This window comes from Helicobacter typhlonius, from assembly GCF_001460635.1.
Lineage (GTDB): Bacteria > Campylobacterota > Campylobacteria > Campylobacterales > Helicobacteraceae > Helicobacter_C > Helicobacter_C typhlonius.
The window spans coordinates 1,557,765-1,581,060 of the sequence record NZ_LN907858.1 but is presented as its reverse complement, the minus strand read 5'-3'; the positions used below and the strand labels follow the sequence as shown (position 1 = coordinate 1,581,060).

Annotated in this window: 18 protein-coding genes; 4 read left to right on the top strand and 14 right to left on the bottom strand. The window is 33.6% G+C overall.

Annotation, left to right across the window (positions count from 1 at the left end; translation table 11 throughout):
• Positions 1-39 precede the first annotated feature (39 nt).
• Entirely contained in the window at positions 40-1,359 is a 1,320-nt protein-coding gene (locus BN2458_RS07870; protein WP_034342983.1) for an asparagine synthase-related protein, read from the top strand.
• A gap of 157 nt (positions 1,360-1,516) precedes the next feature.
• On the top strand, positions 1,517-2,569 hold the full coding sequence (locus BN2458_RS07865; protein ID WP_034328121.1) for an asparagine synthase-related protein: 1,053 nt from the start codon (positions 1,517-1,519) through the stop codon (positions 2,567-2,569).
• A gap of 222 nt (positions 2,570-2,791) precedes the next feature.
• Here the strand turns inward: BN2458_RS07865 and BN2458_RS07860 are convergent, their stop codons facing one another.
• The 8 genes from BN2458_RS07860 to BN2458_RS07825 form a co-directional block, all read right to left on the bottom strand.
• A complete protein-coding gene (locus BN2458_RS07860; RefSeq protein WP_231944768.1) occupies positions 2,792-3,067 on the bottom strand; it encodes a hypothetical protein in 276 nt (91 codons plus the stop codon).
• Positions 3,045-3,404, bottom strand: coding sequence for a hypothetical protein (locus BN2458_RS07855; RefSeq protein ID WP_064504567.1), 360 nt, complete (start codon positions 3,402-3,404; stop codon positions 3,045-3,047). The genes BN2458_RS07860 and BN2458_RS07855 overlap by 23 nt, the downstream gene beginning before the upstream one ends.
• Positions 3,405-4,152: 748 nt before the next feature.
• Complete coding sequence (locus tag BN2458_RS07850) at positions 4,153-6,192, bottom strand: ATP-binding protein (RefSeq protein WP_034342980.1); 2,040 nt, start codon at positions 6,190-6,192, stop codon at positions 4,153-4,155.
• Complete coding sequence (locus BN2458_RS07845; protein WP_034342978.1) at positions 6,189-7,250, bottom strand: DNA cytosine methyltransferase; 1,062 nt, start codon at positions 7,248-7,250, stop codon at positions 6,189-6,191. Before BN2458_RS07845 ends, BN2458_RS07850 begins: the two co-directional genes overlap by 4 nt.
• Before the next feature lie 149 nt (positions 7,251-7,399).
• Positions 7,400-7,954 (bottom strand): hypothetical protein, encoded by a 555-nt coding sequence (locus BN2458_RS07840; RefSeq protein ID WP_034327567.1) that lies wholly within the window; start codon positions 7,952-7,954, stop codon positions 7,400-7,402.
• A 56-nt stretch (positions 7,955-8,010) separates the two neighbouring features.
• A complete protein-coding gene (locus BN2458_RS07835) occupies positions 8,011-9,210 on the bottom strand; it encodes a DUF5710 domain-containing protein (protein WP_034342975.1) in 1,200 nt (399 codons plus the stop codon).
• Positions 9,164-10,060, bottom strand: coding sequence for a hypothetical protein (locus BN2458_RS07830; protein WP_058122084.1), 897 nt, complete (start codon positions 10,058-10,060; stop codon positions 9,164-9,166). Before BN2458_RS07830 ends, BN2458_RS07835 begins: the two co-directional genes overlap by 47 nt.
• The gene (locus tag BN2458_RS07825) at positions 10,057-10,317 is read right to left on the bottom strand and encodes a Ku70/Ku80 C-terminal arm domain-containing protein (protein ID WP_034342971.1); all 261 of its coding nucleotides are present in this window, start codon (positions 10,315-10,317) and stop codon (positions 10,057-10,059) included. The genes BN2458_RS07830 and BN2458_RS07825 overlap by 4 nt, the downstream gene beginning before the upstream one ends.
• A 387-nt stretch (positions 10,318-10,704) precedes the next feature.
• On the opposite strand from BN2458_RS07825, the gene mobC reads away from it, so the two are divergent.
• Together mobC and mobP1 are read left to right on the top strand one after the other, a co-directional pair.
• Positions 10,705-11,244, top strand: coding sequence for a plasmid mobilization relaxosome protein MobC (gene mobC / locus BN2458_RS07820; protein ID WP_138092070.1), 540 nt, complete (start codon positions 10,705-10,707; stop codon positions 11,242-11,244).
• Positions 11,241-12,845, top strand: a complete 1,605-nt coding sequence (mobP1, locus tag BN2458_RS07815) for a MobP1 family relaxase (RefSeq protein ID WP_034342967.1) — start codon at positions 11,241-11,243, stop codon at positions 12,843-12,845. Before mobC ends, mobP1 begins: the two co-directional genes overlap by 4 nt.
• Before the next feature lie 120 nt (positions 12,846-12,965).
• On the opposite strand, the gene BN2458_RS07810 is transcribed toward mobP1, so the two are convergent.
• The 6 genes from BN2458_RS07810 to BN2458_RS07780 all read right to left on the bottom strand — a co-directional run bounded on the left by BN2458_RS07810 (position 12,966) and on the right by BN2458_RS07780 (position 23,271).
• Entirely contained in the window at positions 12,966-13,565 is a 600-nt protein-coding gene (locus BN2458_RS07810; RefSeq protein ID WP_034327557.1) for an ATPase, read from the bottom strand.
• Positions 13,552-13,857 carry a hypothetical protein gene (locus BN2458_RS07805; protein WP_034327555.1) on the bottom strand — a complete coding sequence of 102 codons (306 nt, stop codon included), beginning with the start codon at positions 13,855-13,857 and terminating at the stop codon, positions 13,552-13,554. The genes BN2458_RS07810 and BN2458_RS07805 overlap by 14 nt, the downstream gene beginning before the upstream one ends.
• Before the next feature lie 68 nt (positions 13,858-13,925).
• Positions 13,926-14,597, bottom strand: coding sequence for an AAA family ATPase (locus BN2458_RS07800; RefSeq protein ID WP_034327553.1), 672 nt, complete (start codon positions 14,595-14,597; stop codon positions 13,926-13,928).
• Positions 14,594-14,920, bottom strand: a complete 327-nt coding sequence (locus BN2458_RS07795; RefSeq protein WP_023945957.1) for a hypothetical protein — start codon at positions 14,918-14,920, stop codon at positions 14,594-14,596. The genes BN2458_RS07800 and BN2458_RS07795 overlap by 4 nt, the downstream gene beginning before the upstream one ends.
• A 157-nt stretch (positions 14,921-15,077) precedes the next feature.
• The gene (locus BN2458_RS07790; protein WP_082628721.1) at positions 15,078-21,212 is read right to left on the bottom strand and encodes an SNF2-related protein; all 6,135 of its coding nucleotides are present in this window, start codon (positions 21,210-21,212) and stop codon (positions 15,078-15,080) included.
• A gap of 55 nt (positions 21,213-21,267) precedes the next feature.
• On the bottom strand, positions 21,268-23,271 hold the full coding sequence (locus BN2458_RS07780) for a DNA topoisomerase (protein ID WP_034327551.1): 2,004 nt from the start codon (positions 23,269-23,271) through the stop codon (positions 21,268-21,270).
• Positions 23,272-23,296: the final 25 nt, after the last annotated feature.

Here is a 23,296-nt window from a genome sequence, read left to right as displayed (position 1 = left end):
AGTTAGCAGAAATAAAGTAAAGTTGAGTAAGGGTAAATAATGTATGAAATGATGTTTGGATTACAGAATAGGTTTCATAAAATAGATGAACAAATCTATTATGAGAATTTATCACAGGCTGTTTGTAAAAATGGCTTTAGTGATTATAGTGCTTATGGAATCACAAGTTTTTTTAGCTTCCGTTATCCTGTGTTGCATTGGACAATGTTTGATGATTTTAGACGCAAGAGTCATTTAGATTCCTTTAATTCTCTTAGGTTTGATACTAGGAAAGACATAAGTATTAGTCAATCTGCTACAATAGCTGAATATTTACTTATAGAATCTATTAAAAAAAAGGTTCAAAATGCGCGTAGAATTGGTATTTTATTAAGCGGCGGACTTGACAGCTCCTTACTTGTGGCAATATGTAAAAGACTATATCCAGAAAGGGAAATTTACACATATAGTATGGGCTTTTATGGAGATGATGAGTTTGAATACTCTAGAGAAGTTGCCAATAGATTTTTTACTATTCATTATGAAAAGGTGCTAGATTACACAGATTTTTTTGACAAAGATTCTTTGATGAAAGCCTTAATCAAGCATAAGGCTGCACCCTTACACCCAAATGAATTGCCACTTGCTTATGCTGAAACACAGGCTAGAAAAGATTGTTGTGATATTGTTTTGTGTGGGGAAGGTGCAGATGACTTGTTTGGCGGCTATTCTCATAATTTACTGATGTATGTCAGCTTTCAAGGGGACAAGAAAGATTTTTATCGCTATATTTTATCCAACTATCGTTATATCTCATCACAAAAATTAAAATCAATTATTCACGACCAGTATATTGTAGATGATATGGAACTCATTGCCCCATTGTCTTTGGTAAATATGCCAGATGATATACGTAATATTATGCTACATTTCATACAATCTTTGCATACTCGTGGCTTAGTTGATAGAGGGGCTAATGCACTTAGTTTTTGTGGCTTTGAAAATGGTTTTGTGTTTTTAGATTCTGCATTAATAGATTTTGTAAATAGTCTTCCATTTGATTATAAAGTATGTGCAAATATTCCTGTGCCACAATATATTAAAGATTATAAATATTTTAGCGATAAATATTGTATTGCGAAGTTTTTATTAAAATATATTGCTAAATCATATCTTCCAGAATCTATCATTAATCGTGTCAAAAAAGGCTTTCCTGTTCCATTTGCCTTATGGGATAAGAAAAAGCCTTTTACTATGGATTTGCATACACAAATTTTTAAAAGCAATGATTTGAGTTGTTTCACCGCTTGGGAGAAATTTATGATATATAATCTAAACACTTTCGTGGAAGTGTTTGATAAATATCGGGGGGGGGGGTAGCACTTAATTGTGCTACATATTATAAATCACTTCTAGTTCTTACTTTTTATTCTTTCACTTTCTTTCGGTTACTTATTCTTTTTGCACTATTTGTTTCTTATGTTGCCTGTTTGTATTTGAGGGCATATTTGCTGTAAATCTTACTAAAGGAGTAATTATGGGAACAAGTGATTCCATACTAGATGATAAGGTATATTGTATGAGCCACTATTTGGCTTTTAGGTATGTTGCAGATGAGTCTAGGAATTTTTTTCCTCATTTATCGCATCGAAATCTTGTTTTAGATTCCACCATAGACACTATTGCAGATGCAAAAGAGCTAGATTCTTATATTGCTAAAAAAATGCAAGGACTTAATCCCAACAGCACGGGTATTATGCTAAGCGGAGGAATAGATTCTGCTATTGTTGCTTCCTATCTCCCAAAAGGCGCAAAGGCTTTTACATTAAAATGTATAGGTTCACCTAATGCTATTGATGAGACAGAAAATGCGCATAGATATGCAGAGTATTATGGGCTAGAGCATATTGTAGTGCCTGTTTATTGGGAAGATGTTGTAGCGAGATTGCCCGACATTTTTGCATTTGATGGTGTGCCTTGCCATTCCATAGAACCCTTGATTGATATTGCGTTAAGCACTGCCAAAAGACTTGGGATTGACACAATGTGTGTGGGTGAAAGTTTTGACTTAGTATTTGGCGGTATGGATAAATTACTCGCTAAAGATTGGGGATTTGATGAGTTTGTAGAACGTTATACTTTTTTAGAACCAAGTCTAGCATTGAAATCATATGTTGATACAAAATGTATGTTTGAGCCATATCGTTTGGGTAACAAGATTGATTTTTTAAGATTTATGGACGAAGTATTTGCCATAGAATCAAGCACTTCTTATTGGCATATGTTCCAAAAAAATAATATGAGATACCTTGATCCCGCTCAAAAAGTTAGAATGTCTGCCCCATTAGATTTGTATAGAATTAGAAATGGTGAGCCAAAATATATAGTGCGAGAGCTTTTTTCAATGCGATATAAGGGAATGGAGATTCCAAATAAAATTCCTATGCCACGGGAGGTGGATTATTGGTTGAGAGATTATGAGCCAAAACGAGATGAATTTCTGCTTTCTCCCAACATTCAATTAAGTGGAGATCAAAAATGGCAGCTTTTTTGTTTGGAGCAGTTTCTTAACATATTTGATCCTAAATAGGGCTAAAATAAATTTGGGCATTATTTGGTTTAGGGGGTTGTGCAAAATGGAGGTTGTTTTAAAATCTCCTAGATTCTCATCGTAATTTAATATTCTTTCAAATCTTAGTTACCTATCTTTTCCTTGAGCTTTTGCGTGGCTTTATCTTGTTTGTTGGTTAAGCTTAAATCTTGTGTAGCACTATCTCTTAGCTGCTGTGTATAATCAATCATTACAGGTTGGTCATAAACCTCGTATGCTTTTAACACAATGAGGTAGCCAAGTGAGTTCCTCACTCATTGTTTCAATTAAAAATCCCAATTCCCTATCACTGAATTTTGTCGTAGAATCATACACAGAACCTTGAGAAAGTGTAAAATGCTGCTTACCTAAAAAAGCAGCTATATCATTATAAGCATTATGCCAATCACCTTTTGTGTAATGCTCTTGCAAAGCTTTAGTATCTAAGTCAAAGGCTATGGATTTGAGTCTCTTATTATCGGTTTTGCCAAATTTCATTCTCTGGATCTCTTTTAAAAAATTCTATCATATCCCCCACATAGTTTTCATCATTGCTATCGCCTAGCCATTCCCAGTTTTTGACATTTTTTGTGAACCAATCACAATGTAATAAACAATTAAATACCAAGATTCCCAAATGTGCTTGAGCATTTTTCTCACCTCTAAACTCATAATGATTTTTAGATACCTTTGTAAGCCCAGCTCTTTTTATGGCGAATTCCTCTATCTTTGCATACATATCTTGTAAGTCATATATATCCTCACGCAATATTTTTTCCTCATCAAGCTCAAATCTTGTGCCAAAAATAGCTTTTTTTGTGATAGGTGTCGTCATAGTATCTCCTTTGCCCTAAAGTATGTTGCTATTATAGCATATTGGCTTAAAAGCAATGATGATTAAAAGGAAAAGTTCCCTGAATGAAACTATTTGGCAGGTTTTTGAAATCAAGTGAAATGAAAGAAAAGAAACTATGGCAGAGAGGAAGGGATTCTAATAAAATTATCAAATAAGCCTATTTATAGTGTTTTATAAGACTTTAATTGTAAGAAGTTCCCTTAAAAGTTCCCAAATGACAAAAGTTTTTAATTCAGCAAGATAAAAGCTTAAAATTACATTAAATATATAATTTAAGATAAAATCTAATTTTAGATTTTATCTTAAAAATCCTAATCGGTCAAGTAATTTTGCGTAAAGTCAAAATTACCAACATATTTTGTGTGGCAGAACCACACAAATAAATATTGCTTTGATAAATGCCTCGCATTTCTAAAAGCAGAGGAAAAACTCCAAAATAAAAAGCTATTAAGGCAAAAAAACAGGGCGATTATCAATACTAAATTCTTTTTTGGTGTTTCATCACCATTTTTAGAAAAGCGAAGCTCTGCGTAGCTTTTATCAAATATGGCAGAGAGCTGGTCTTACAAAGTAAATGCACAAATCATTGTTTATCCATTTTATCAATTTCTTTAAGTATTTTTAAAATTCTCCCATTCTCTTGGTCTTTATCCATAATTCTTTATAAGAAGTTCTATCTTACAAGGCAGAAGATTTACTTTAATGCGATAACAGGAGATTTAATAAATTAATCAAAATTAGGAATCTTTTTTTCTTGCTTTATGATTTTTATGAACTCATCATAAGATGAATATGCGTTACTAATAATTTGATTATATTTCAACAATTCAATATTAGAATCTTTAAGATACCTCATTTCATCTTCTGAAAATGAAATGGTATTTCCAGTATCTTTCAATCCAGCATCTTCAGAAATAATGTAATATGCTTTAATTTCTGTCGGTTTTATGGGTTTCTGTATATTATTTGGCAAATTTTGCATCACTGCTTGTCTATATTGTTTAATTTGTTTTGTTATATCCTCATATTCTATGTTTGCATGTCCTGTTGGCGTATTTTTCTTTAATTCAACTATGATAGGATATTGTTCTTCCGCTGTTTCAATTAAAATATCAATGAAATTTCTATGTTGATCTCCCTCCTTATCAATACTTTTATAATATTTTTGCCTTATTGTATTAAATGAATCTTGATTGCTAGTTTTTTGATTCCAATATGGATTAATCAACCAAGGATGTTTATATAAATGCTCTTCAAAAAATTTTTCTTTTAATTCTTTTTCTTCCAACATTTTTTCAAGTTCTTTTATTGCCGAAATTCTCTGCTTAGCCAATTCAAAAGCCTTAGTTGCTTCAGATTTTTCTATTTTATTCATTAAGATATTTAAAAAATCAATATACTTATCATCAATTTCTTGTATGTTTAATTTTTTCTCTATTTCCACTATTTGAACATTGTTTATCGTATTTACAATAGATTGTATCATTTGTTTTATTTCCCTATCCTGCATTGTCTCATCTTCTGCTGTATCAATACGCTTCATCATCATATTTAAAAGTTTATCATGCAATTTTTTTTCATTTGGCTCTAGAGTTTCTAACCATTTATTATAACTATCATTGTTCCTAATTGATTCTGGCAAATATTCTATGGTCTCTTTGCTTCTAAATTCATCCCATTTCTCTATAAAAAATTTTCTTATAAAATCAAGATTCTCAATAAATTCTTTTACATATTCATCAGAAGTATCTAATCCTTGTCTGCTTGAAGTAATAGGAGAATCGTCTGAATGCAAAAAATCAGCTTGTATTTCTCCAACTAAATATTGGCTTGCCATACGAGCATTACCGCTATCCTTAAAAATATTCTCATCAGCAATTTTTTTGTGTATATAAACAATGACATTGTTAAAATCATAATCTTTTGTTTGCAATTGTTTCGGTTTTAATGCGCTTCCAAACCATCCTTTGAATCCTGCTTCTACATGTTCATCAATATAATCAACCACTTCTTTGTTTTTAGTATATTTGATTTTTTTATCATTATCTATGTTTGGAAAGATTGAATTTATTTCATCGTTCGTATAGCCAAAATACACAAGAAAATCTATATTTTTATAATATTCATGAGTATATAAATCCACTATTTCATTATTAATATAGAGAGTAAAATTGGTTTCACTAGAAGCAATATAAAATCTTCTTGATAAATGAACTTTTAAATTGGCTATGGTAGATTGTGTTGGCGTTCTAATTGGTCTCTCTATTACCACAATGAAACCTGAATCATAATTGTTATATTGCATTAAATAATCAGGAAGATTATCAACTTCACTCCATTCTACAGGATATGTTATTTCATCATTCATAAAAGCCGAATATAATAACTTGAAAGTAATCCATTTATTCTGCAATGAATTCTTGGTATATACAGAATATTCGTCCCCCAAACTAAAAGCAGCAAGCTTACCAATTCCTTTTTGCCCCATAGGCTTTCTCTCACTTAAGTCATTAATGGGGAATTCTTGAATTTTCCTTTTACCTATTTTCGCATATTTATTACGCAATTCATCTATATTAAGCCCTCTACCATTATCAATCACGCAAATAAAACTATTATTTATCATAATATTGACTTTTGTTGCATATGCATCATAAGAATTGGCTACTAATTCTGCAAGTGCAGGGGGATTGCTATTGTATAATTTTCTGCCTAGATGTGTTGCCGCTTGATTGGCTATTGAAAATTCAATTATATTATCACTCATTTGTAATCCTTTAGATGCTCTTTAATACTCAACCCTATCACTTCTCCAAGTTTTGGTGGAACAGCATTTCCAATGTGCCTTGATATTGTTCCCATTTTCGGAGGCTCGTTCTTGTTTTCAATGAAATCATAGTCTATCGGAAAAGTTTGTAGCAAGCTAGCCTCTCTTAAGCTAATAGCTCTGTCTTGTTCGGGGTGTCCGAATCTTCCATTACCAATCCCTGTGCAAAAAGTTGTCATTGTAGGAGCAGGTTCATCCCATTTCATTCTACCATATACACTGCCATAGCTTTTCCCTATTGGCTTTTTATGACACTTTAAAACTAAAGATTCGTCCCAATCTTTCCAGCTCCCACCATTCTTTGGTGTTGCTTTAATTCTTTGAATGTTTATAGATGTTAGTGCGCGCGAAATATGCAATTTATCAAGTTTGGATTGCTCTCCAGATTTAATTTTTGGTAGATTTCCTATGGTGTCCCTAACGCTTGCATAGTTATCCTTATTATGGGTTTTATCAATAATCTTAATTTCTTTTAACTTTGATGCAAGCAATACCAATCGCTTTCTATTTTGAGGAATCCCATAATCAGGACAAAACACTATGCTATAACTAATGTAGTAATTGTTTTTCTTTAGCTCCTCTATAAAATTATCAAAGATTGGGTATTTCATCAGATTGGGCACATTTTCCACACTAATGATTTCTGGTTGAACCTCCATTGCAATTCTTAAAAATTCGTTCAACAATGTCCATTTTTCATCATCTTTATTATTTATTTTTCGTTTAGATTGTTGTGTATATTGCGAAAATGTTTGGCAGGGAGCACATCCTACAAGTATCCTAATAGATGACTTTGAAGTATTAAAGTAGTTTGTGATTTCACTAGCAAAAGTATTTTTTATGTTTTTATTAATAAAATCTGCTTGAATATTGGTTTCATAAGCATATTTACAAGAAGAATCTACATCATATCCAGCAAGTATATTAAAGCCAGCTTTTTTAAGTCCAAAACTTAAACCACCAACACCGCAAAATAAATCAATGACATTTGCTTTCATAACTTTTAATCCCTAATTTCATAACTCTAATAGAAATCAAATTATACACAATTTTTAATTTTATCTAGCTATTATATAGTATAGATAGACCGCAAAATCCTTTCACAAGAGTAAGAATTAAGGGGGATACCCCTTAATCTATGCTTATTTTACTTCAAAATACTTTCAAGCTCCTTGATAAGTGTTAGAATTGCAGACATATCTTTCGGCTCTTTTACTTCCATTCCAACCTTAAGCTTTTTGCTATTAAGAATCTCTTTGTATCTTTCTTTTGCGATTAGATTAATAGCGTCAAGGATTTCTTTATCTAGAGTGCTGGTTTCTTTGAATACTTCTTTTAGATTCTGATTGTTTTCCTTAATCTCCTCTTGTAACGCTACATAGGCATTAATCGTATCTTTATTGACATCTTTGCCTGATAAAGCTTGTCTGTATGAGTCCATTAAGGCGTATTCCTCCTCTTTCTTGTTGGTTTTATCAAAGAATATTTCATCTATTAATGCCAACAGCAAAGGCATTTTTACCTTGTTTGGCTGGATTTCTCCTTGTTTATTTCTTATATCACATATACTAGCTATTTCCTCTCTCAATGTATCTTCTCTATTTATTTTGAGTATATCAAGTCCAGCTCTGTGATTATAAAGATTTTCAAGCTTTGATAGAAGCTCTTTTGCCTCCTGCTTTTGTTCTTGTGTTAAATTCATCTTAATTCTCCTTGATTGTGATTTTTTCTTATCGCATTCTGCATTACTGCTTTAAATTAGAATCTTACAGCTTCATTTCCCACCTCCTTATCTTGAGATTTGTATTGCATTTGCGTTACTGCTAGTTGTGATTTAACATCTGCTCTTGCCACTGCTACACCCTTAAGACGCATTAAGTCGTTAAAATCACTAATATTTTTATCCGCCATACTTGGCTTAATAACATTGATTTGAGGATACTTTTCTTTACACTTTAATGCGGCATTAAGTCCTGTATTGACTTCATTTTTTAAATCATTATCCGCGCAGATAGTAATTTGTTTATGGGGGTATTTTTCAAGTAGTGCCTCGCATACATTTATTAAATTTCCAGAATCTACCGCCATTATGCTTGGCTTATCAAGCAGAATTTCTATACTCTTAGCAGTTGCAAAGCCCTCGCAGATATAAAACTGCTCGTGCAAATCTAATGGTGCAGAGCTGTAAAAGCACCCTTTTTTCCTTGCTGAGTATTCCTCGCCATTTTCTCTTTCTTTTTGAGTTTTGATTACACCGATAATCTTATTGCCATTAGCAGCAATTCGTTGCACACTCCACATCTTACCATCACTATCACTCAAAGGAATAAGTAAATTACCAAATCTATCCACCCTTAAATTTTGAACTTCAATGCCCTTTGCCTTCAAGTAGGGGTGATTGACTTGCGCTATCTGTGCATTATCGTATTCATCTTTTAATCGTGCAGCTGTTTTTTCGTTAAGTCTTAACTGCTCTTCCTTTCTTTGAGCTGCTCTTAATTCATTTGTTTTTTTAATGGCTTCAATTTCTGCATTACTTAGAGATTTAACTTGAACTTCTTGTTCTAACTTAAATTTCCAATTAACTCTTTCTCCTGTTTTAAAATTCTCAATATATCCAGCAGGGTATCCATTAGTATAACCTACATATGCACCACTTTTTTCGCTTCCTCTATCGCCCTCTACTTTTGCTCGCTTGATTTTGCCATCCATTACAGGTAATCCGTCAATAAGGAATCCACACTCACGCAAGGCATTATTAAATTGCTCCAAAGCTTCGTTCATATCAATTTCATTTTTTTGTGGATATTGCCATTTGCTAAATTTTTCTAAATTCACACCATTTGGCACAAACCACTTTTTAGATTCGCTATCCCATTTTGCACCCAGCTTTTTAGCTTCTTCTCTATCTTTATATGGCACATAAATATAATATTTGTGTGTAGCAACTCGTGGCATTATAGATTCTTTCCCAAAGATGGATTTTGATTGCTTCGCTCCTTTGTCTTATCTTTACTTTTTTTTGATTTTTTATTGCGATTTCGCTTTTCTTTTTGATTTCATTAATCTTTGTTTGTGAGACTTCATTTTTAGATTCATTATTGAGAGTATTTGGCTTATCTTTTGTCGCATTGCTGTTATTCATAATTTGTTTTGCTTCATCAAGTTGTATGTTGAGCTTTTGAGCCATAAGCTGCACAAATTTTTCATCACCCATTTCTTTGTTTTGTGAATGCTTACCTTGATTCTCTTTGATTGCTCCTTGAAATCCTGCTAAGAATCCAGCTAATTCAGGACTAGATAGCCCTTGTGCCAAAGACGCCATTTTGTCTATCGTGTCCCAACCTCTATCGTCTAGCTCATCTAAGCTTAGTGTCGGTGGCATTTTTAAAGCAGAGCAAAATTTATCTAGTCTAGTATCGGTATGCTCCTTTTCTTTTTGTGCTACTTTGGATTCTAAATCCACTCCAAAATTTTCGCGCAAATGGTTTATACCTTTTTCAAAATGTCCCATACCCAATGGCACAGACATATATTCTTCTACTCTCTTGCCATTTAATCCATAGGCAATGCTAAATTCTATATTCGGTGTATCTATATTGCCATTACTTTTTATATTTTCTTTGCGTGCAACATCAAGTGCGACTAAATGAGAAAGCACACTATCAATTTCATCTTTATTATTGTTTTGTCCATAAGTATCTTTATGTTCATTCACTAAGCTAAGTGTTTTATTGGTCTCATTAGATTCAAAGCTAATTTCAAAAAAATCATCGTCTGTCTTTTTTAAATTATTGAAAATGCTCATTCTTTATCCTTTATATTAGATTTTGTATTTTTTGGTGTAGTTTCATTAAATATTGCTACCAACTTTTGAAAAGATTCGTTGATTTTTGGAGAAGACTTGATAATGTTATTAAGCTCTTCATTGTTTTGTGCCTCATCAAAAATGCTAAGTGAAAGATTTTTATACAAAGTATTGAGCTTTGCATTTTCTTTTGCAATTGCTTTTTTCATAGCAGCCGCATACTGTTCCCTCAAAAATTTAATATATGGCGTTTCCATTTTAAGTTACCTTTCCTTTAGTGTTATATAAAAATAATATCAATTTATAACATAAATTTAAAAATATATAGATATAAAATATCAAAAATACTTGACTATTTGATATTTGTATGAAATAATGCGTTTTTAAGAATATGCAGGATAGGAAAAAAGGTGCAAAATGTAATACATTTTTTAAGCCTTTTTTCCACAAATTTAAAAATTTGTCCTGTGTCTTGCGAAGCTCTTAAGTCTCAATTTTGTAAAACACAAATTTGAGAAAAGTCCTAGCAAAGATTTTGCTAGGAAGTCGTTTTAAAAAATCAAAACGAAGTGTTTTTATTTGATAATACTTTTGCATTACCAAACAAAATAGCAAACACCAAACATAAGGATGAGGATAGGGAAGTGGCAAACAAAAATACGATTATTTCATTTAGAATCTCTTTGCAAAATGCAGATGTTTTAAATCAATTATCCAAAGAATTGCATATGTCAAAATCAAGCATACTTAATGATTTGCTGTATAAACATTTGCAAGGCTCACAACACTTTAAAAGAATAGAATCTGTCAAAGAGTCTTCTAAAGAAGTTTATAAGACTATTAAAATCTCATTCACAAAGAAAGAATACGATTTGCTGAAATGTATAGCGCAAAATACAACTACAAGCTCCGTGCCAAAGTTTATAAAATTCCATACACTTAATATGATTTATAATTCCAAAATACTTGACAATAAAGAGATTGAGGCACTTGCACTTGTTCGAAGCGAACTAAATAAGATTGGTGTCAATATTAATCAAATTGCACGAGTGTTAAACACACAAAGTGAAGCAAACATAGCTTCTAATCTGCTTACAACATTAGAGCACCTAGATAGCAAACTTATACGAATGTCTAGTGAGATTAAAGCACTATGTCATAATTCACAAGGAATTTTACAATGAGTGTTGCTCCAAAAAGATTTAGCGATGATGAACTTGAGTGGAAAGCAAAGAAAATAAAAAATGTGCGAATTGAGCACGCCAAAATTAATCAAATCAATCTCGCAAGAAAAAAATCAAAACCACTTGTCTCTTTCAAGCAAATTGCCCAAAGCAATCCAGCAAAAGCTAAGCTTTTAAAGCGTGAAAAATTATCAAACAATGGCTATGAAGTAGTATTTAAAATCACTTCAAGCGCGAAAAATACAGAGCAATTGAGTGCGCATCTTAATTATATTTCAAGGCAAGGGAGTTTAGAGCTAATAGATTCTGATTTGAATATTTATACCGACAAAAAAGACCTTGTGTATTGCCTTGAAAACTATCAAAATGGCTATGTTATCCCAAATGAAAATGAAAATAAAACAGAGCGGAGAGAAACTTACAATATGGTTTTTTCAATGCGTGATTATGATGACTGCGATGAGAGTTCGCTTAGAAATGCTGCATTTGAAACGATAAAAAATCTCTATCCAAACACGCATTTTACACTTGCCTTTCACAATGATACAGATAATCCTCATTGCCATATTTGTTTAAAGGCTACCAACAACGATGGTTCGCGCATTGATATTAAAAAGGCAGATTGCTTGAAAATTCGTAAGAGCTTTGCCGACAATCTTAACAAGCGTGGAATCTATGCTCTCGCCACAAGCAGAAGAGATAAGGTTCGCGGAAGACAAATCGCAAACAATAATCTAGAATATGTAGAACCAAAAACCTTGCACGAACATAATGCCAAACCACATTATTATAGAGTGCTAGATTTTGGTGAAGCACCATACAATAATGATATTCTCAATAAACCTAGCTATTTTATTAGCTATTACACACGCAAAGGCAATGCAACCATTTGGGGAGAGAATCTGCGGCAGATTGTAGAGGATTCTAAATTACAAAAAGGAGAATATGTGCGCATTGCAAAAATAGGCTATGAGTTGCGTCCTTATGAGTTTGAGAAAAAAATTAAAGGCAGACTTTATACTATTAGCACAGCAACAAAGGTTGCTAAGTGGGATATATCTGTAATGAATCGCGCAGAAAAAAGCTTCATAAAGCTCCCTAAGGTTAAGGTAGTAACGACTATGAAGCTAAAAGAAAGCAATATAAAAAGCACAGATTCTACAAACATCACAAAGAATGCACCAAAACGCTATACTAAGCAAGAGTGGGCAAATTATTACTCCAAAAAAGCAAATTTAACACAAAGGATAGAAAATGCAAAACCTAAGTCAAGAAAATACACAAGAGAACAATGGGCAAAATACAATGCAGAACGAAAGCTTGGAGGACAAGGAGGCATCATTAAACCAAATGCCACTTTATACAAGTCCAACACTCCTTCTCTTAGAAATCCACCCAAATCCTATGCCGATATGTGCGGAATGTCCAAGGGCAATGTGGCATATAAGCAAGGCAGCAGACCAAGCAATGATAAGGTGCTTTTGCCAAGCAATGCACAGCATAACCTACGAAGCAATACAAAGCAAGAATCCAAAGGGCGAAATGATAATAGAGAATTGCGATGGACAATTGGCGGCGATACAGGAATTGCTAGAGAGTGAATCTGATAATAGATAGGTTATAGCTTATGTAAAAAATAATTAAAATCTTTTACAAGTATTTTAAATTAAAATATTGTAAATATAAGATTAAACTTGAAGTCTGTTTTTATAAACAAACATTTATTGCTTAAAATTCTTGTCTTTGTTATCTTTTTCTGAATGTATTGAATCTAGCCACTTAGCTTGTTCAAACAAGCACACTCTGCCACAAATAATCTCTCCAATCTTTTTTAACTTGTGTGAATTATCATATAAAAATACTTCATCACAAAATGGTAGAATCTGCTTTAAATTATTAAGTGAAGCGGTATAACGCCTCTCAATGAGGGTTTCATCAATATTATGCCCGCCTTTTGCCACACGCATTTTTACTCGTTCTTTAGCAATCTCTATACTATCTACCCCAACATAATAAAGACAGATTTTAAAGTCTTGCTCCTTTAATCGCTCAAAAAGTCGCACTATTCCTTTACCACAAAGCGTAGTTTCTTGGTTGAAAGATTCATTGTTTTCAATATGGCTCTTTTGTAATTTTAGAGCTATTCTCGCAGCTCTATTTTGGTCTTTACTGCTGCGCCAATCCCCAAAGCTGCTCACAATTTCGTCCATATTAATTCTCTGCCCAAGTCGCACCCCTTTTTCAACCTCGTTCCAATAAAGTGTGCTTTTCCCAGCACCATTAACACCAGCAAAGATAAAGGCTGTTTTATTTTGATTCATCTTTATCCTCCTTGTTTTCAAACCCCTTACTATCCAGCCACGCATTGAGTGCTTGAGTGAAAATATATGTTTGTGTCTCTATTCTTTTGGCATTTTCACTATTTTGGTAGCGTTTTAGACGCTCTATGAGCTCTATGGGTAGCAAAACGCTAAAAACTTTATTGTCTTTATTTTTAGATTCTTTTGTTTTTACTGCACCCTTTATTTCAGCCCTACCGCCATTCTCAAATTCGTTTTCGCTCACACCTTTACTTTGTAGAGGCTGTGTTGTTTGTTTTTTAAATCCACCCATTTTTAATTCCTTAATCAAAATATTTAAAACATTTTACAATAATTTTATTTACAATATTTTATAAGTATTTATAATGTTTTTCCAAATGCCACGATTTCCTCGCATAAAGCTTGAAATTCGTTCTCTGCCTTATCATCGTTAAACTCATCTAGACTTTTACCATCTATTACAGCCTTCTTATATGCTCTGCGCTCATAAATCAATGATTTTAGAATGGCTACTTCCTCCAAGCTCTTATCTTTAATAGCAGATTCTACAAATTCCCTTAACTCATCTAACTCTTTATGCAAAAATGGATTTGGACTAATTTTGTTAAAGAGGATAAGACAATGAAGCTTTGGATTATTCTCTTTTGCCAAGTTAAACACTTCTAGCATTCTATCTAGCACCACTACATCATATTGTGATGGGATTGTGGGGATAATAAGCAAATTTGCCCTATTCATAGCTATTCGCATCTCTTTACTATCAGCTCCTCCCGTATCAATAATTACACAATCGTTTTTGCTTTCTTGCAAAGTGATTTCATCTTTTAGTGAGCTGCCCAATTTACTTATATTTGAAAATAACGGCTTTAATTCACTATCACTTCTATTATTGCTAAAAACTTCACTGCTCCGCTGTGGGTCTGCGTCAATAAGTGTTACTTTATCACCTTGTTTGGCTAGATAGCACGCTAGATTTACTGCCATTGTAGTTTTGCCACTACCACCCTTTTCATTTGCTATGGCAATGATCATTCCTGCTCCTTTGCTTTAATATTTTTTACACACTCTTTAATGAGCATTTCCATATCAATGTTTTCACAACCAGCATTGAGCCTACTGCCAATTTCTCTTAAAATATCTCTTTGCAACACTTCCTCAAATCTCTCACTTAATTTTTCTCTATCAAGCCCAGAGAATCCTTCCCACTCTTCATCATTTATATATACAGCTATGCTGTTTATCACACCATTGTCTGTATAAACTTCAAGGTTAATTCGCTTAATATGATATATACTAAACAAATCATTTGTATATTTGCTCTCCAACACGACAAAGTCATTTTTTTGCTTATTCATTTTTTATCCTTTATTTTACAAGTATTTATAATTTTATAAAATAAAAGTAAATGAAAATAAATTATTTAAATTTAAATATAAATAATTATAATTTAATATTTTTAAATATATATAAAGAATTTAAAAAAATTTAATATAAAATATATTACTTTTTAATTTATTTTTCTACTTGTATTTTTCTGGCAGTTTCATTTGCAGCTTTAATTTCAAATGATTTGGGCGCAAAAGTGCTTACATAGCCTTTCTGTTGGCTCATTTTTTGGATTTCTTTTATTATTTGGTTGTTATCTCTGCGTAAAGCGTCTAAATATGTGGCGTTTGGATATTCATTGTGCTTGATTTGCTTACTTAAATATTCTATAACTTCTGTATTTTTTAGCAATTTTACTTCTTGGCTTTGTATGTGTTCGTAGATATTGGAGAAAAAATTATTAATTCTCGCCCACAATCCATTAAACTTAATCACACTTCTAAAATCGTTCTCTAGTATGTTGCTTGTGTTGATTCTATATGATAGATTATCAGGCTCAATATAATTGTTTTTAGAATCCGCAATGTAAAAGCTAAAGCCTTTCATATCATTGCTAAACGAGCCACCAATGGTAAGTCCGCGATATTTAAAAAATATGCTCTCACCAGCCTCACTATTGAAAAGATTGTCAAAATTATCCCAAAAGGCTTTTTCTAAGGCGACTTGTTGTGGGTTTTGCTTTGTTTGCGTATTGCTAGATTCTACTTTTTTAGAATCTGATATAATCTCATACGCTTTAAACTCGCCATTTTCAAAGCATTCACATTTAAAATGTTCTCCTTTGGGGTTTTCATTCAAAATATCTTTAATGTTTATTAGATTGCTTAACTCCTTTTTAAATAGTGGTCTAGCTTCTTTATTTTTGTGTAGTGTCTCTTCATTATCAAATAACTCTTTCTTAAATGCTGCTTCTTTGGCATTTTCTTTTCTTAACTCGTTTGCTATTTGAATCTGCAAAAGCATAAGTGGATTACCCACAGCCTCAGCTTTCATTTCACCAGCACTAGCACTACCCATAGAGATTTCATCTATTTCTCGCACACTTTTATCTGCATTTCTAAACTGCTCTATACCTTTAGCTTTAGATTCTATAGTTTGCCACATACGCGCGTCATAAGTCTTTTGAGTGGCATATCTTATCTCTTCAATGGCAAAATTATCACCATATTTTGTGTGTAGTAAATTGCCTTGTCTTATGAATCGTCCATTGCTTTGCTCTAAATCACTAGGTCGCCAAGGGCAGTCTAAGTGATGAATAGCTACACCTCTTTGTTGCACATTTGTCCCAGCTCCCATTTTAGAGCGAGAGCCTATAAGAACGCGAATTTCTCCACGATTTACTTTATCAAATAAGGCTTGTTTTTGTAGTGGTGTTTTAGCATCGTGAATAAAAGCAATCTCCCTTTGTGGTATCCCTTTTTTTACAAGCTTTTTAAGCACATCACTATATACATCAAACTTTGCGTTAGAGGCAATTATCTCATCATTACTTTTCTCACTTGATTCTATACCTTCACTAATTTCTGCCGAATCCATTATCTCATTAAGGTTTTTTGCTTCTTGCAATTCCGCTTTAGCAATAGATTCTATCTCACTTTGGCTCATCTCTCTATTGCAAGCAATTTTTTGGCTATGTATCTTTGGTGTGCTTAAGTCGCAAAAGACCAATTGTGTTCCCTTATCTTCCCTCCAATTTTCCCACCGTTTAAATACTTCCTCTGCTAATAGGTTACTTTTAGATTCTGCATAATCCTCGGCTTCTGGGTCAATAAGCCGATAATCCAGTCCCGCTTTTCTTGCATCTGTGGTGCAAGCCAAGACATTGTTGTTTCTAGGGTCGTCTCTAAAGTTTTCCATTCTCCATATGATAGAGCCCCTATTCCATTCACCATTATCACCCTGAATGCCAATGTATTGTGCTATCTCTTTGCTTCGTGGAGCGATAATGTTTGTAGGCTTACCATTTGCAAGAGGCGGCACAAAGTGAGGATTAAGCTTTAGAATATCAGCATTAGTAACAATGTGCGTATTTGCGCGATACATATCACTTAGCTCACTGATGTTATTAAATTTGCTAAAGCGTGTAACGAGTTTATAATTAATGCCGCTAGAATCTAGCTCAAAATCATTCACACTTTCGCCAAAGCAAGAAGCCCAAGAATCAAAAGATTCTATGCCTTTTTCTTGTAATAATTGCGGCTGCAAATATCGCTGCATAGTGTATAGTTCAGTTACAGAGTTACTAATAGGTGTGCCTGTTAGAAACATTACTCGTTTATCATTTGCGTGCAAGTATTTTGTTAGCACATAAAGGTTTTGTGCTTTTTGGCTAGGTTCTCTTGCTCCAAGCCCTAGCACATTTTTCATTTTAGTATTTACTCCTAGATTTTTAAACTCGTGCGCCTCATCAATGACTATGCTATCTACACCCAACTCACTAAAATCAATAGAGTTTGTTTTGGATTCTCTATTTTTATGTAGCTGATTTTCTAGCTTTGTGAGCATTTTATCTATGCGTTGAATATCCCGCCTATTTTCTTTTTCATCTAGCTCACCTCTAAAAGATTCTAATTCTGCTTTAGCTCCACTCACATATTCTTCATAAAAGTCATTGGGCATAGGGATTTTTTCTAATTGTGAATGTGCCATAATTACACAATCCCAATTATTAGAGGCAATTTTTGCATAAAATTCCTCTCGTTTATTCGGGCTTAAATCCTCCCTTGTCGCGACTAGAATGTTTGCATTAGGATATGCATCATAGAAGTCTTTATTCCATTGTTCTGTGATGTGATTTGGCACAATTACCAATGGTTTATTGATTAGTCCCATACGCTTTTGTTCCATAAGGGCGCAGATTGTGCTAAGTGTTTTCCCAGCTCCTACTTGATGATCTAGCAATATAGATTTATTTTGTATTGCTGCCCAAATAGCGTCTTTTTGGTGTGGATAGAGATTCTTGGCAGAGCTGAAGCCGGGCAAAGTCAAATGTGAGCCATCGTATTTTCTTGTGATATGTGTATTGAAAGTATCATTATATATGCGCTCTAAATGCTCACGCCTGTCTATATCTTTAAAAATCCACTCTTTAAACGCATATTTTAGATTGTCAATTTTTTCATTGACAATCGCGGTAGCTTCGTGGTCTGTTTCTCGTTCAGGCTCACCTTTATCATTGAATCTTGTTGTGCTTGGTTTTGTTAGAATTAAGGCAGTGTTAGCAAAAGCATATTCTAGTAATGTGCTAGGTTTTACGCTATGCCTATCGCTAGAATAGCCATATTTATGCTTTGCTTCTGTGCTTACCCTATAATCATCGCACCATACTTGCCAACCCAAGTGCTTTTTTGATTCAATGCTTATGTAGTCTTGTTCCAAGCCAAATTGCTCTGCTATGAACTCTTCATAATACTTTGCTGGTATCCAAGAAGTTCCTATATTTACAGCAATATCAGCAGCCTTTATATCTTTTGGTAAAATCTTCTGTAATGCCTCTAGGTTTACTCTTAAGCTCTCATCGCCATCATTGACTAGATTCTCTACTTCTTTGTGTTTTGCTTTGACATTACCACTTAGGTATAAATCTGCACTTAAAAATTGTGATTTGTTTAAATGATTTACAAAAATTAATTTTTGTTCTAATAGATCATTAAAAATTGCTTCTTTATCTATCTGGGGCAGGGCAGATTCTATCCATTCATTATTGATTTTGCCATAAATGCTAAGACTTGCCATAAGGGCTTCTTTTGGTGTTTCTACTTTGTGTTCTTTGGTAGGGCGTATTGTGCGTGTATTAAAAATATCTGCCTTGATGGCACTAGGCTTTCTTGCTTCCACTCCATTTTTCTTTGCTGCTTCTCTGCCTATGCCCTTATCGTATTGCTTTTCAAGGGCAGTAATTTTGTTTGATTCTATATCTATCCCACGATAAAGCGTTGCGTTGCGTGGATTACTCAAATAGCCAAAATCTTTGGCAAATTTATCATACACACGATTAAGCTCGGCTCTTTTAAGCACTAGCTCCCTATCATCGTCAGCTATATCGCTTTGTTCTAGCCTTACCAACTCATTAAAAGTATCTCTTATGGAGATAAAGCCTTTAATCTTTTCCGCCTCTTTGTCTGTATAGCTTCTATGCGGAGATTTAAGCCGACCTTTTGTATCTGCTACTTGATATACACTACCATCTACTACACATAAACTATCTTTCTTTAAACCGCCTATGTAATTTTTTAGCTCCTCATATTGTGGTGCATTTTGGTTGAGATAGCTACTTTTGTATTTAAATATTGGCTCGTGGTAGTGATAAATATCTCTTGGTAGAGTAGATATTATTTTTTCAATTTCTCTTGGCAAGTCTTTACCGCTATCTTTTACAGCTAATTTTTCGCCAAACTTTGTGCTAACAAATGATAATTCTCCCAAGATATGATTTTTGTGATTCCAAAAATACTCATTTATTTTAGAATTGCTATTATCCACAGCCTTACTATTTATCCACGCTTGATTAATAGACTTATCTACACCTTTCTTGAAGAATACAATATCACTTGTTACACTTGCATTTGTATCTTTGAACACATTATTTGGTAGGCGGATTGCCCCTATGAATGTCGCCTCTTTAGCGATTTTTGCGCGAATAGTTTCATTTGATTTGTCTAGGAAGCCATTGCTTACAACAAATGCGGCTATGCCATCGTCTTTTAGATTCTTTATGGCATTAAGCATAAAGAAATCACAGACCTTACCCTCACCATTTTCGTTACCTGTGTCTTTGTCTCCATAAGGTGGATTACCGATAAATGCATCAAAATTGCGGTTAAAATCCACCCTTTCAAATGCTTTATTTTCCAAATTCGCTTGTGGATAAAGTAGTTTTGCTATATTGAAAGTTATGCTGTCTAATTCTGTGCCGTGCATTTTATAATTTGCGTCTGGCATATAGCCTATAAATCTACCATTGCCACAGCTTGGTTCGTATATATGCTTTGTATTAGAATCGTTATTTAATCCAAAATGATTAAGGCTACTATAAATGCTATCAATGATAAATCTAGGTGTGTAGTATGCATCAGTGCAGCTTCGTTCTAGCCTATCTAATTCCTTTTTATCACTTACAACATTTGCAAGTATTTCATATTCTTTTGCATAATCACCATCTTTGCCATTTATAATCTTAGCCATACCGCCAAAACCGCTAAATTTACTTAGAATTTCCTTTTGTTCTTCATTTGGCATTTCACCTTTAAATTGCAATTCCCTAAGTGTAGATATGGCGGCAATATTGGCTTCAAATCTATCTCTAAAGCCCTTAATAGATACATCACTTGCTAATTTATAGTTTTCGCCTATTGGTATATATGTTTCATCACCTATTATGCTGGGTGTTTCACCGATTTTTCTAGCAGTTGCAAAATGTGGTATTATTTGCGCGGTGGATTTATCGCTGCTTGAAGTTTGATTTTCTAGTAAATCTCCTCCGCTAGATTCTGTTTGTGTTCGCCCACTAGAATGTCCCATATATTGTTGTGGTGTGGATTTAGCTTGAATTGCTGCTCCTGCCACGCTAGGCAATATTGATTGGGACTTATCCCCATTGTCTCCAACGCTTGATATGGAGTCAATTCCGCTATGTTTGGTAGCAAAGAGGCTTTCATAAACGCCTCTATTTCTACTTCCAGCTGTTTCTCCACTAAATAAGTCAATCTGTCGTAATCTGCTATTTGTATTGCTTTTGGATAGAGATGTTTTGCCCACCTCGTTAGAATAACCATTATCCACCGATGATGGTATCCTTTCTGTATGGCGGAGTCTAGATTTTCCTCCGCTAGTGGATTGAGGTATTGTCCCACTATTTGCCATTCGCTCTCTATTATCGTCCATATCTTGCGATTGAAATAAAACTCCATTGGCGGATTGGCTAGAATCTGTGGCAACTTCCTTTCTAGTTTGCTTACTTCTATCTCCCATATTTCCTCGTGTATGCTCATTTCGCCGTATCCATCGTATCCCTCCGCTTTCACTTTGGCTAGGAATGCTTCCTGTTGCGCTTGACTTGCTTGATAGTTCCCTCTGCGAATCCCTAAGAGTTCCGCTAATCGCTCCTTGTCTTTGAAATAACTCTCTATTTGCTCTTTGGTCTCTATATCTATTGTTTGGGTTGAGGACATCATTTTGAAGCTCTCCTTTCTCATCATAGTAGTCAAATACACTAAAAAGCGAAAGCTCGTATCCGCTATTTTGTGTTTTTGATTTTGCCATTATAACTCCTTTAAAGTAAATACAATAAAATAAAATTAAATATAAGTAAAAACTTTTATTTACTTATTACATTCAAGACTGGTTTTCCATTTTTCTCTATTGCTGTAAATTTACACCCATTATTGAACTCACTACACCCATAAAATGCACTCTTGACACTTTTGATTCTGCGCAAATGCCCCTTTTTACATTTTGGGCACATTATTACCCCAGCAATTTTTATATCTAAATTTGCTTTTTTGATATTCTCAATTTCAGCTTTTACGGAATCTAACACATCATTCAAAAAGCTCTCTTTACTCATCTCTCCTTTTTCAATGCTTTTTTGATATTCGAACCACAAGGCAGTCATATCAGGATTAGAGAGCATAGGACTAACACTCTTTATTAAATCACGTCCAAGTTGTGTGGCTTTAATGCTTTGCTTTTTGTCTTTACTGCAAGTGATGAATCCTTGTGTAATAAGCTTATCTATCATCTCGCTTCTTGTAGCTGGTGTGCCTATGCCGCCACTTTCACCTTTTTTGTCTTTATCTTTTTCAATGAGTAGCTTTTTAATATTTTCATTTTTTACATATTTTGCTACTTGATTTAAATCTTTAAGAAGCGTAGTCATTGTATATTGTGGTAAAGGTTTTGTTTGGAGTGTTTTAACCTCACTAGATTTTAAAGTGGCAGTGTTGCTTTTGATATTTTCTAAATCTAGTTCCTTTTCATTGTCATCATCATTTTCTTCATTAAATATGCTCCTAAATCCACTTTTGGTAGTTTTGGCTGCACTTGCACTAAATTTTATACCCTCACATTCTAGCTCTACGCTGTAAGCGATATATTCCCTTGCTTCATAAAACTGCATAGCAAAGCGTTTGGTGATAAGTGTATAGATATTTTTCTCTGTTTGGCTTAACTTATCAAACTCAAACCTGCTATTAAGTGGAATTATCCCATAGTGAGCAGAGAGATTTTTATCATTAAACGCTTTGCTTTTGATAGTTAGATTTGCCTTACTTAGAAAGTCTTGTTCGCCTATATTTGACTTCACTGCTTCTAAAATCCCTTTGCTTTGTTCATAAATCTTTTCTGGCAAATATTGGCAATCGCTTCTGTTATAGCTTATTGCTTTATATTTTTCTCTTAGTGTTTGTGTAAAGCTAAGTGTATCTTTAGGAGAGTAGCCATAAAGCTTTGCTGCTTCTGTTTGCAGAATTAAAAGATTATAGGGTAGGGGAGGATATTCTTTTTTTGGTGTTTTTGTAAGCTTTAAAGTAAATTGTTTAGATTCTATATGTGTTTTTATCTTTTCAACCTCTGCTTTATCTAAAATCTTTTGTTCTGTTTTTAGATTTGCTTTAATAAGCGTTGAATCTACTTCAAATTCTCCATTTAGACTATAATAATCTATACTCTTAAAGTTCTCATTTTGCAAGTCTCTATCTACAATAAGGCTAAGAATAGGCGTCATCACTCGTCCAACTCTTAGCGTATTGTCTCCACCCTTAGCACGATAAGCACAGGTATAAGCTCTTGTTAGATTTATTCCTACTATCCAATCTGCAATACTTCTTGCAAATCCTCTATCACTCATTGTTTTAAATTCGCTATTTGGTCGTGCTTTTCTTATCTCATCACGCACTGCTTCAGGTGTAATATCATTTATCAACACTCGTTTTACAGGCTTAGTGTTTTTGGCATAATCCAAAATCTCGTCTATGAGAATCTGTCCTTCATCATCACTATCCCCGCAGTGCATAATTTCATTTATTTCTTTTTTATGGATAAGCTTACTTATTTCCTTGAGTTGTTTTTCACTCTGTTCCAATGGCTTATACTCATACTTTGCAATATTAAATGGCAAATCGTTTATATCCCACTTTTTCCATTCTGCTTTATAATCCTCTGGTTTATAAAGTTCAAGCAAATGCCCAAAACTCCAAGTAATATAATCATTACCTTTTATATAGTATCCTACACCCTTATTAGAATAGTTTTTTAATTCGCCATTTAATGCTGCTGCTATTGCCTTTGCCAAATCAGGTTTTTCTGCTATAAAAAGTCTCATTTTATCTCCTTTTATGTGTTGTTTT

Excerpts from the sequence above, each read along its gene's own strand:
- mobP1 (WP_034342967.1), top strand. The coding sequence starts at position 11,241 with ATGAGTGTTGCTCCAAAAAGATTTAGCGATGATGAACTTGAGTGGAAA.
- BN2458_RS07865 (WP_034328121.1), top strand. The coding sequence starts at position 1,517 with ATGGGAACAAGTGATTCCATACTAGATGATAAGGTATATTGTATGAGC.
- BN2458_RS07790 (WP_082628721.1), bottom strand. The coding sequence starts at position 21,212 with ATGGCAAAATCAAAAACACAAAATAGCGGATACGAGCTTTCGCTTTTT.
- BN2458_RS07845 (WP_034342978.1), bottom strand. The coding sequence starts at position 7,250 with ATGAAAGCAAATGTCATTGATTTATTTTGCGGTGTTGGTGGTTTAAGT.
- BN2458_RS07850 (WP_034342980.1), bottom strand. The coding sequence starts at position 6,192 with ATGAGTGATAATATAATTGAATTTTCAATAGCCAATCAAGCGGCAACA.
- BN2458_RS07860 (WP_231944768.1), bottom strand. The coding sequence starts at position 3,067 with ATGAAATTTGGCAAAACCGATAATAAGAGACTCAAATCCATAGCCTTT.
- BN2458_RS07835 (WP_034342975.1), bottom strand. The coding sequence starts at position 9,210 with ATGCCACGAGTTGCTACACACAAATATTATATTTATGTGCCATATAAA.
- BN2458_RS07800 (WP_034327553.1), bottom strand. The coding sequence starts at position 14,597 with ATGATCATTGCCATAGCAAATGAAAAGGGTGGTAGTGGCAAAACTACA.
- BN2458_RS07780 (WP_034327551.1), bottom strand. The coding sequence starts at position 23,271 with ATGAGACTTTTTATAGCAGAAAAACCTGATTTGGCAAAGGCAATAGCA.
- BN2458_RS07870 (WP_034342983.1), top strand. The coding sequence starts at position 40 with ATGTATGAAATGATGTTTGGATTACAGAATAGGTTTCATAAAATAGAT.
- BN2458_RS07825 (WP_034342971.1), bottom strand. The coding sequence starts at position 10,317 with ATGGAAACGCCATATATTAAATTTTTGAGGGAACAGTATGCGGCTGCT.
- BN2458_RS07855 (WP_064504567.1), bottom strand. The coding sequence starts at position 3,404 with ATGACGACACCTATCACAAAAAAAGCTATTTTTGGCACAAGATTTGAG.
- BN2458_RS07795 (WP_023945957.1), bottom strand. The coding sequence starts at position 14,920 with ATGAATAAGCAAAAAAATGACTTTGTCGTGTTGGAGAGCAAATATACA.
- BN2458_RS07805 (WP_034327555.1), bottom strand. The coding sequence starts at position 13,857 with ATGGGTGGATTTAAAAAACAAACAACACAGCCTCTACAAAGTAAAGGT.
- BN2458_RS07810 (WP_034327557.1), bottom strand. The coding sequence starts at position 13,565 with ATGAATCAAAATAAAACAGCCTTTATCTTTGCTGGTGTTAATGGTGCT.
- BN2458_RS07830 (WP_058122084.1), bottom strand. The coding sequence starts at position 10,060 with ATGAGCATTTTCAATAATTTAAAAAAGACAGACGATGATTTTTTTGAA.
- BN2458_RS07840 (WP_034327567.1), bottom strand. The coding sequence starts at position 7,954 with ATGAATTTAACACAAGAACAAAAGCAGGAGGCAAAAGAGCTTCTATCA.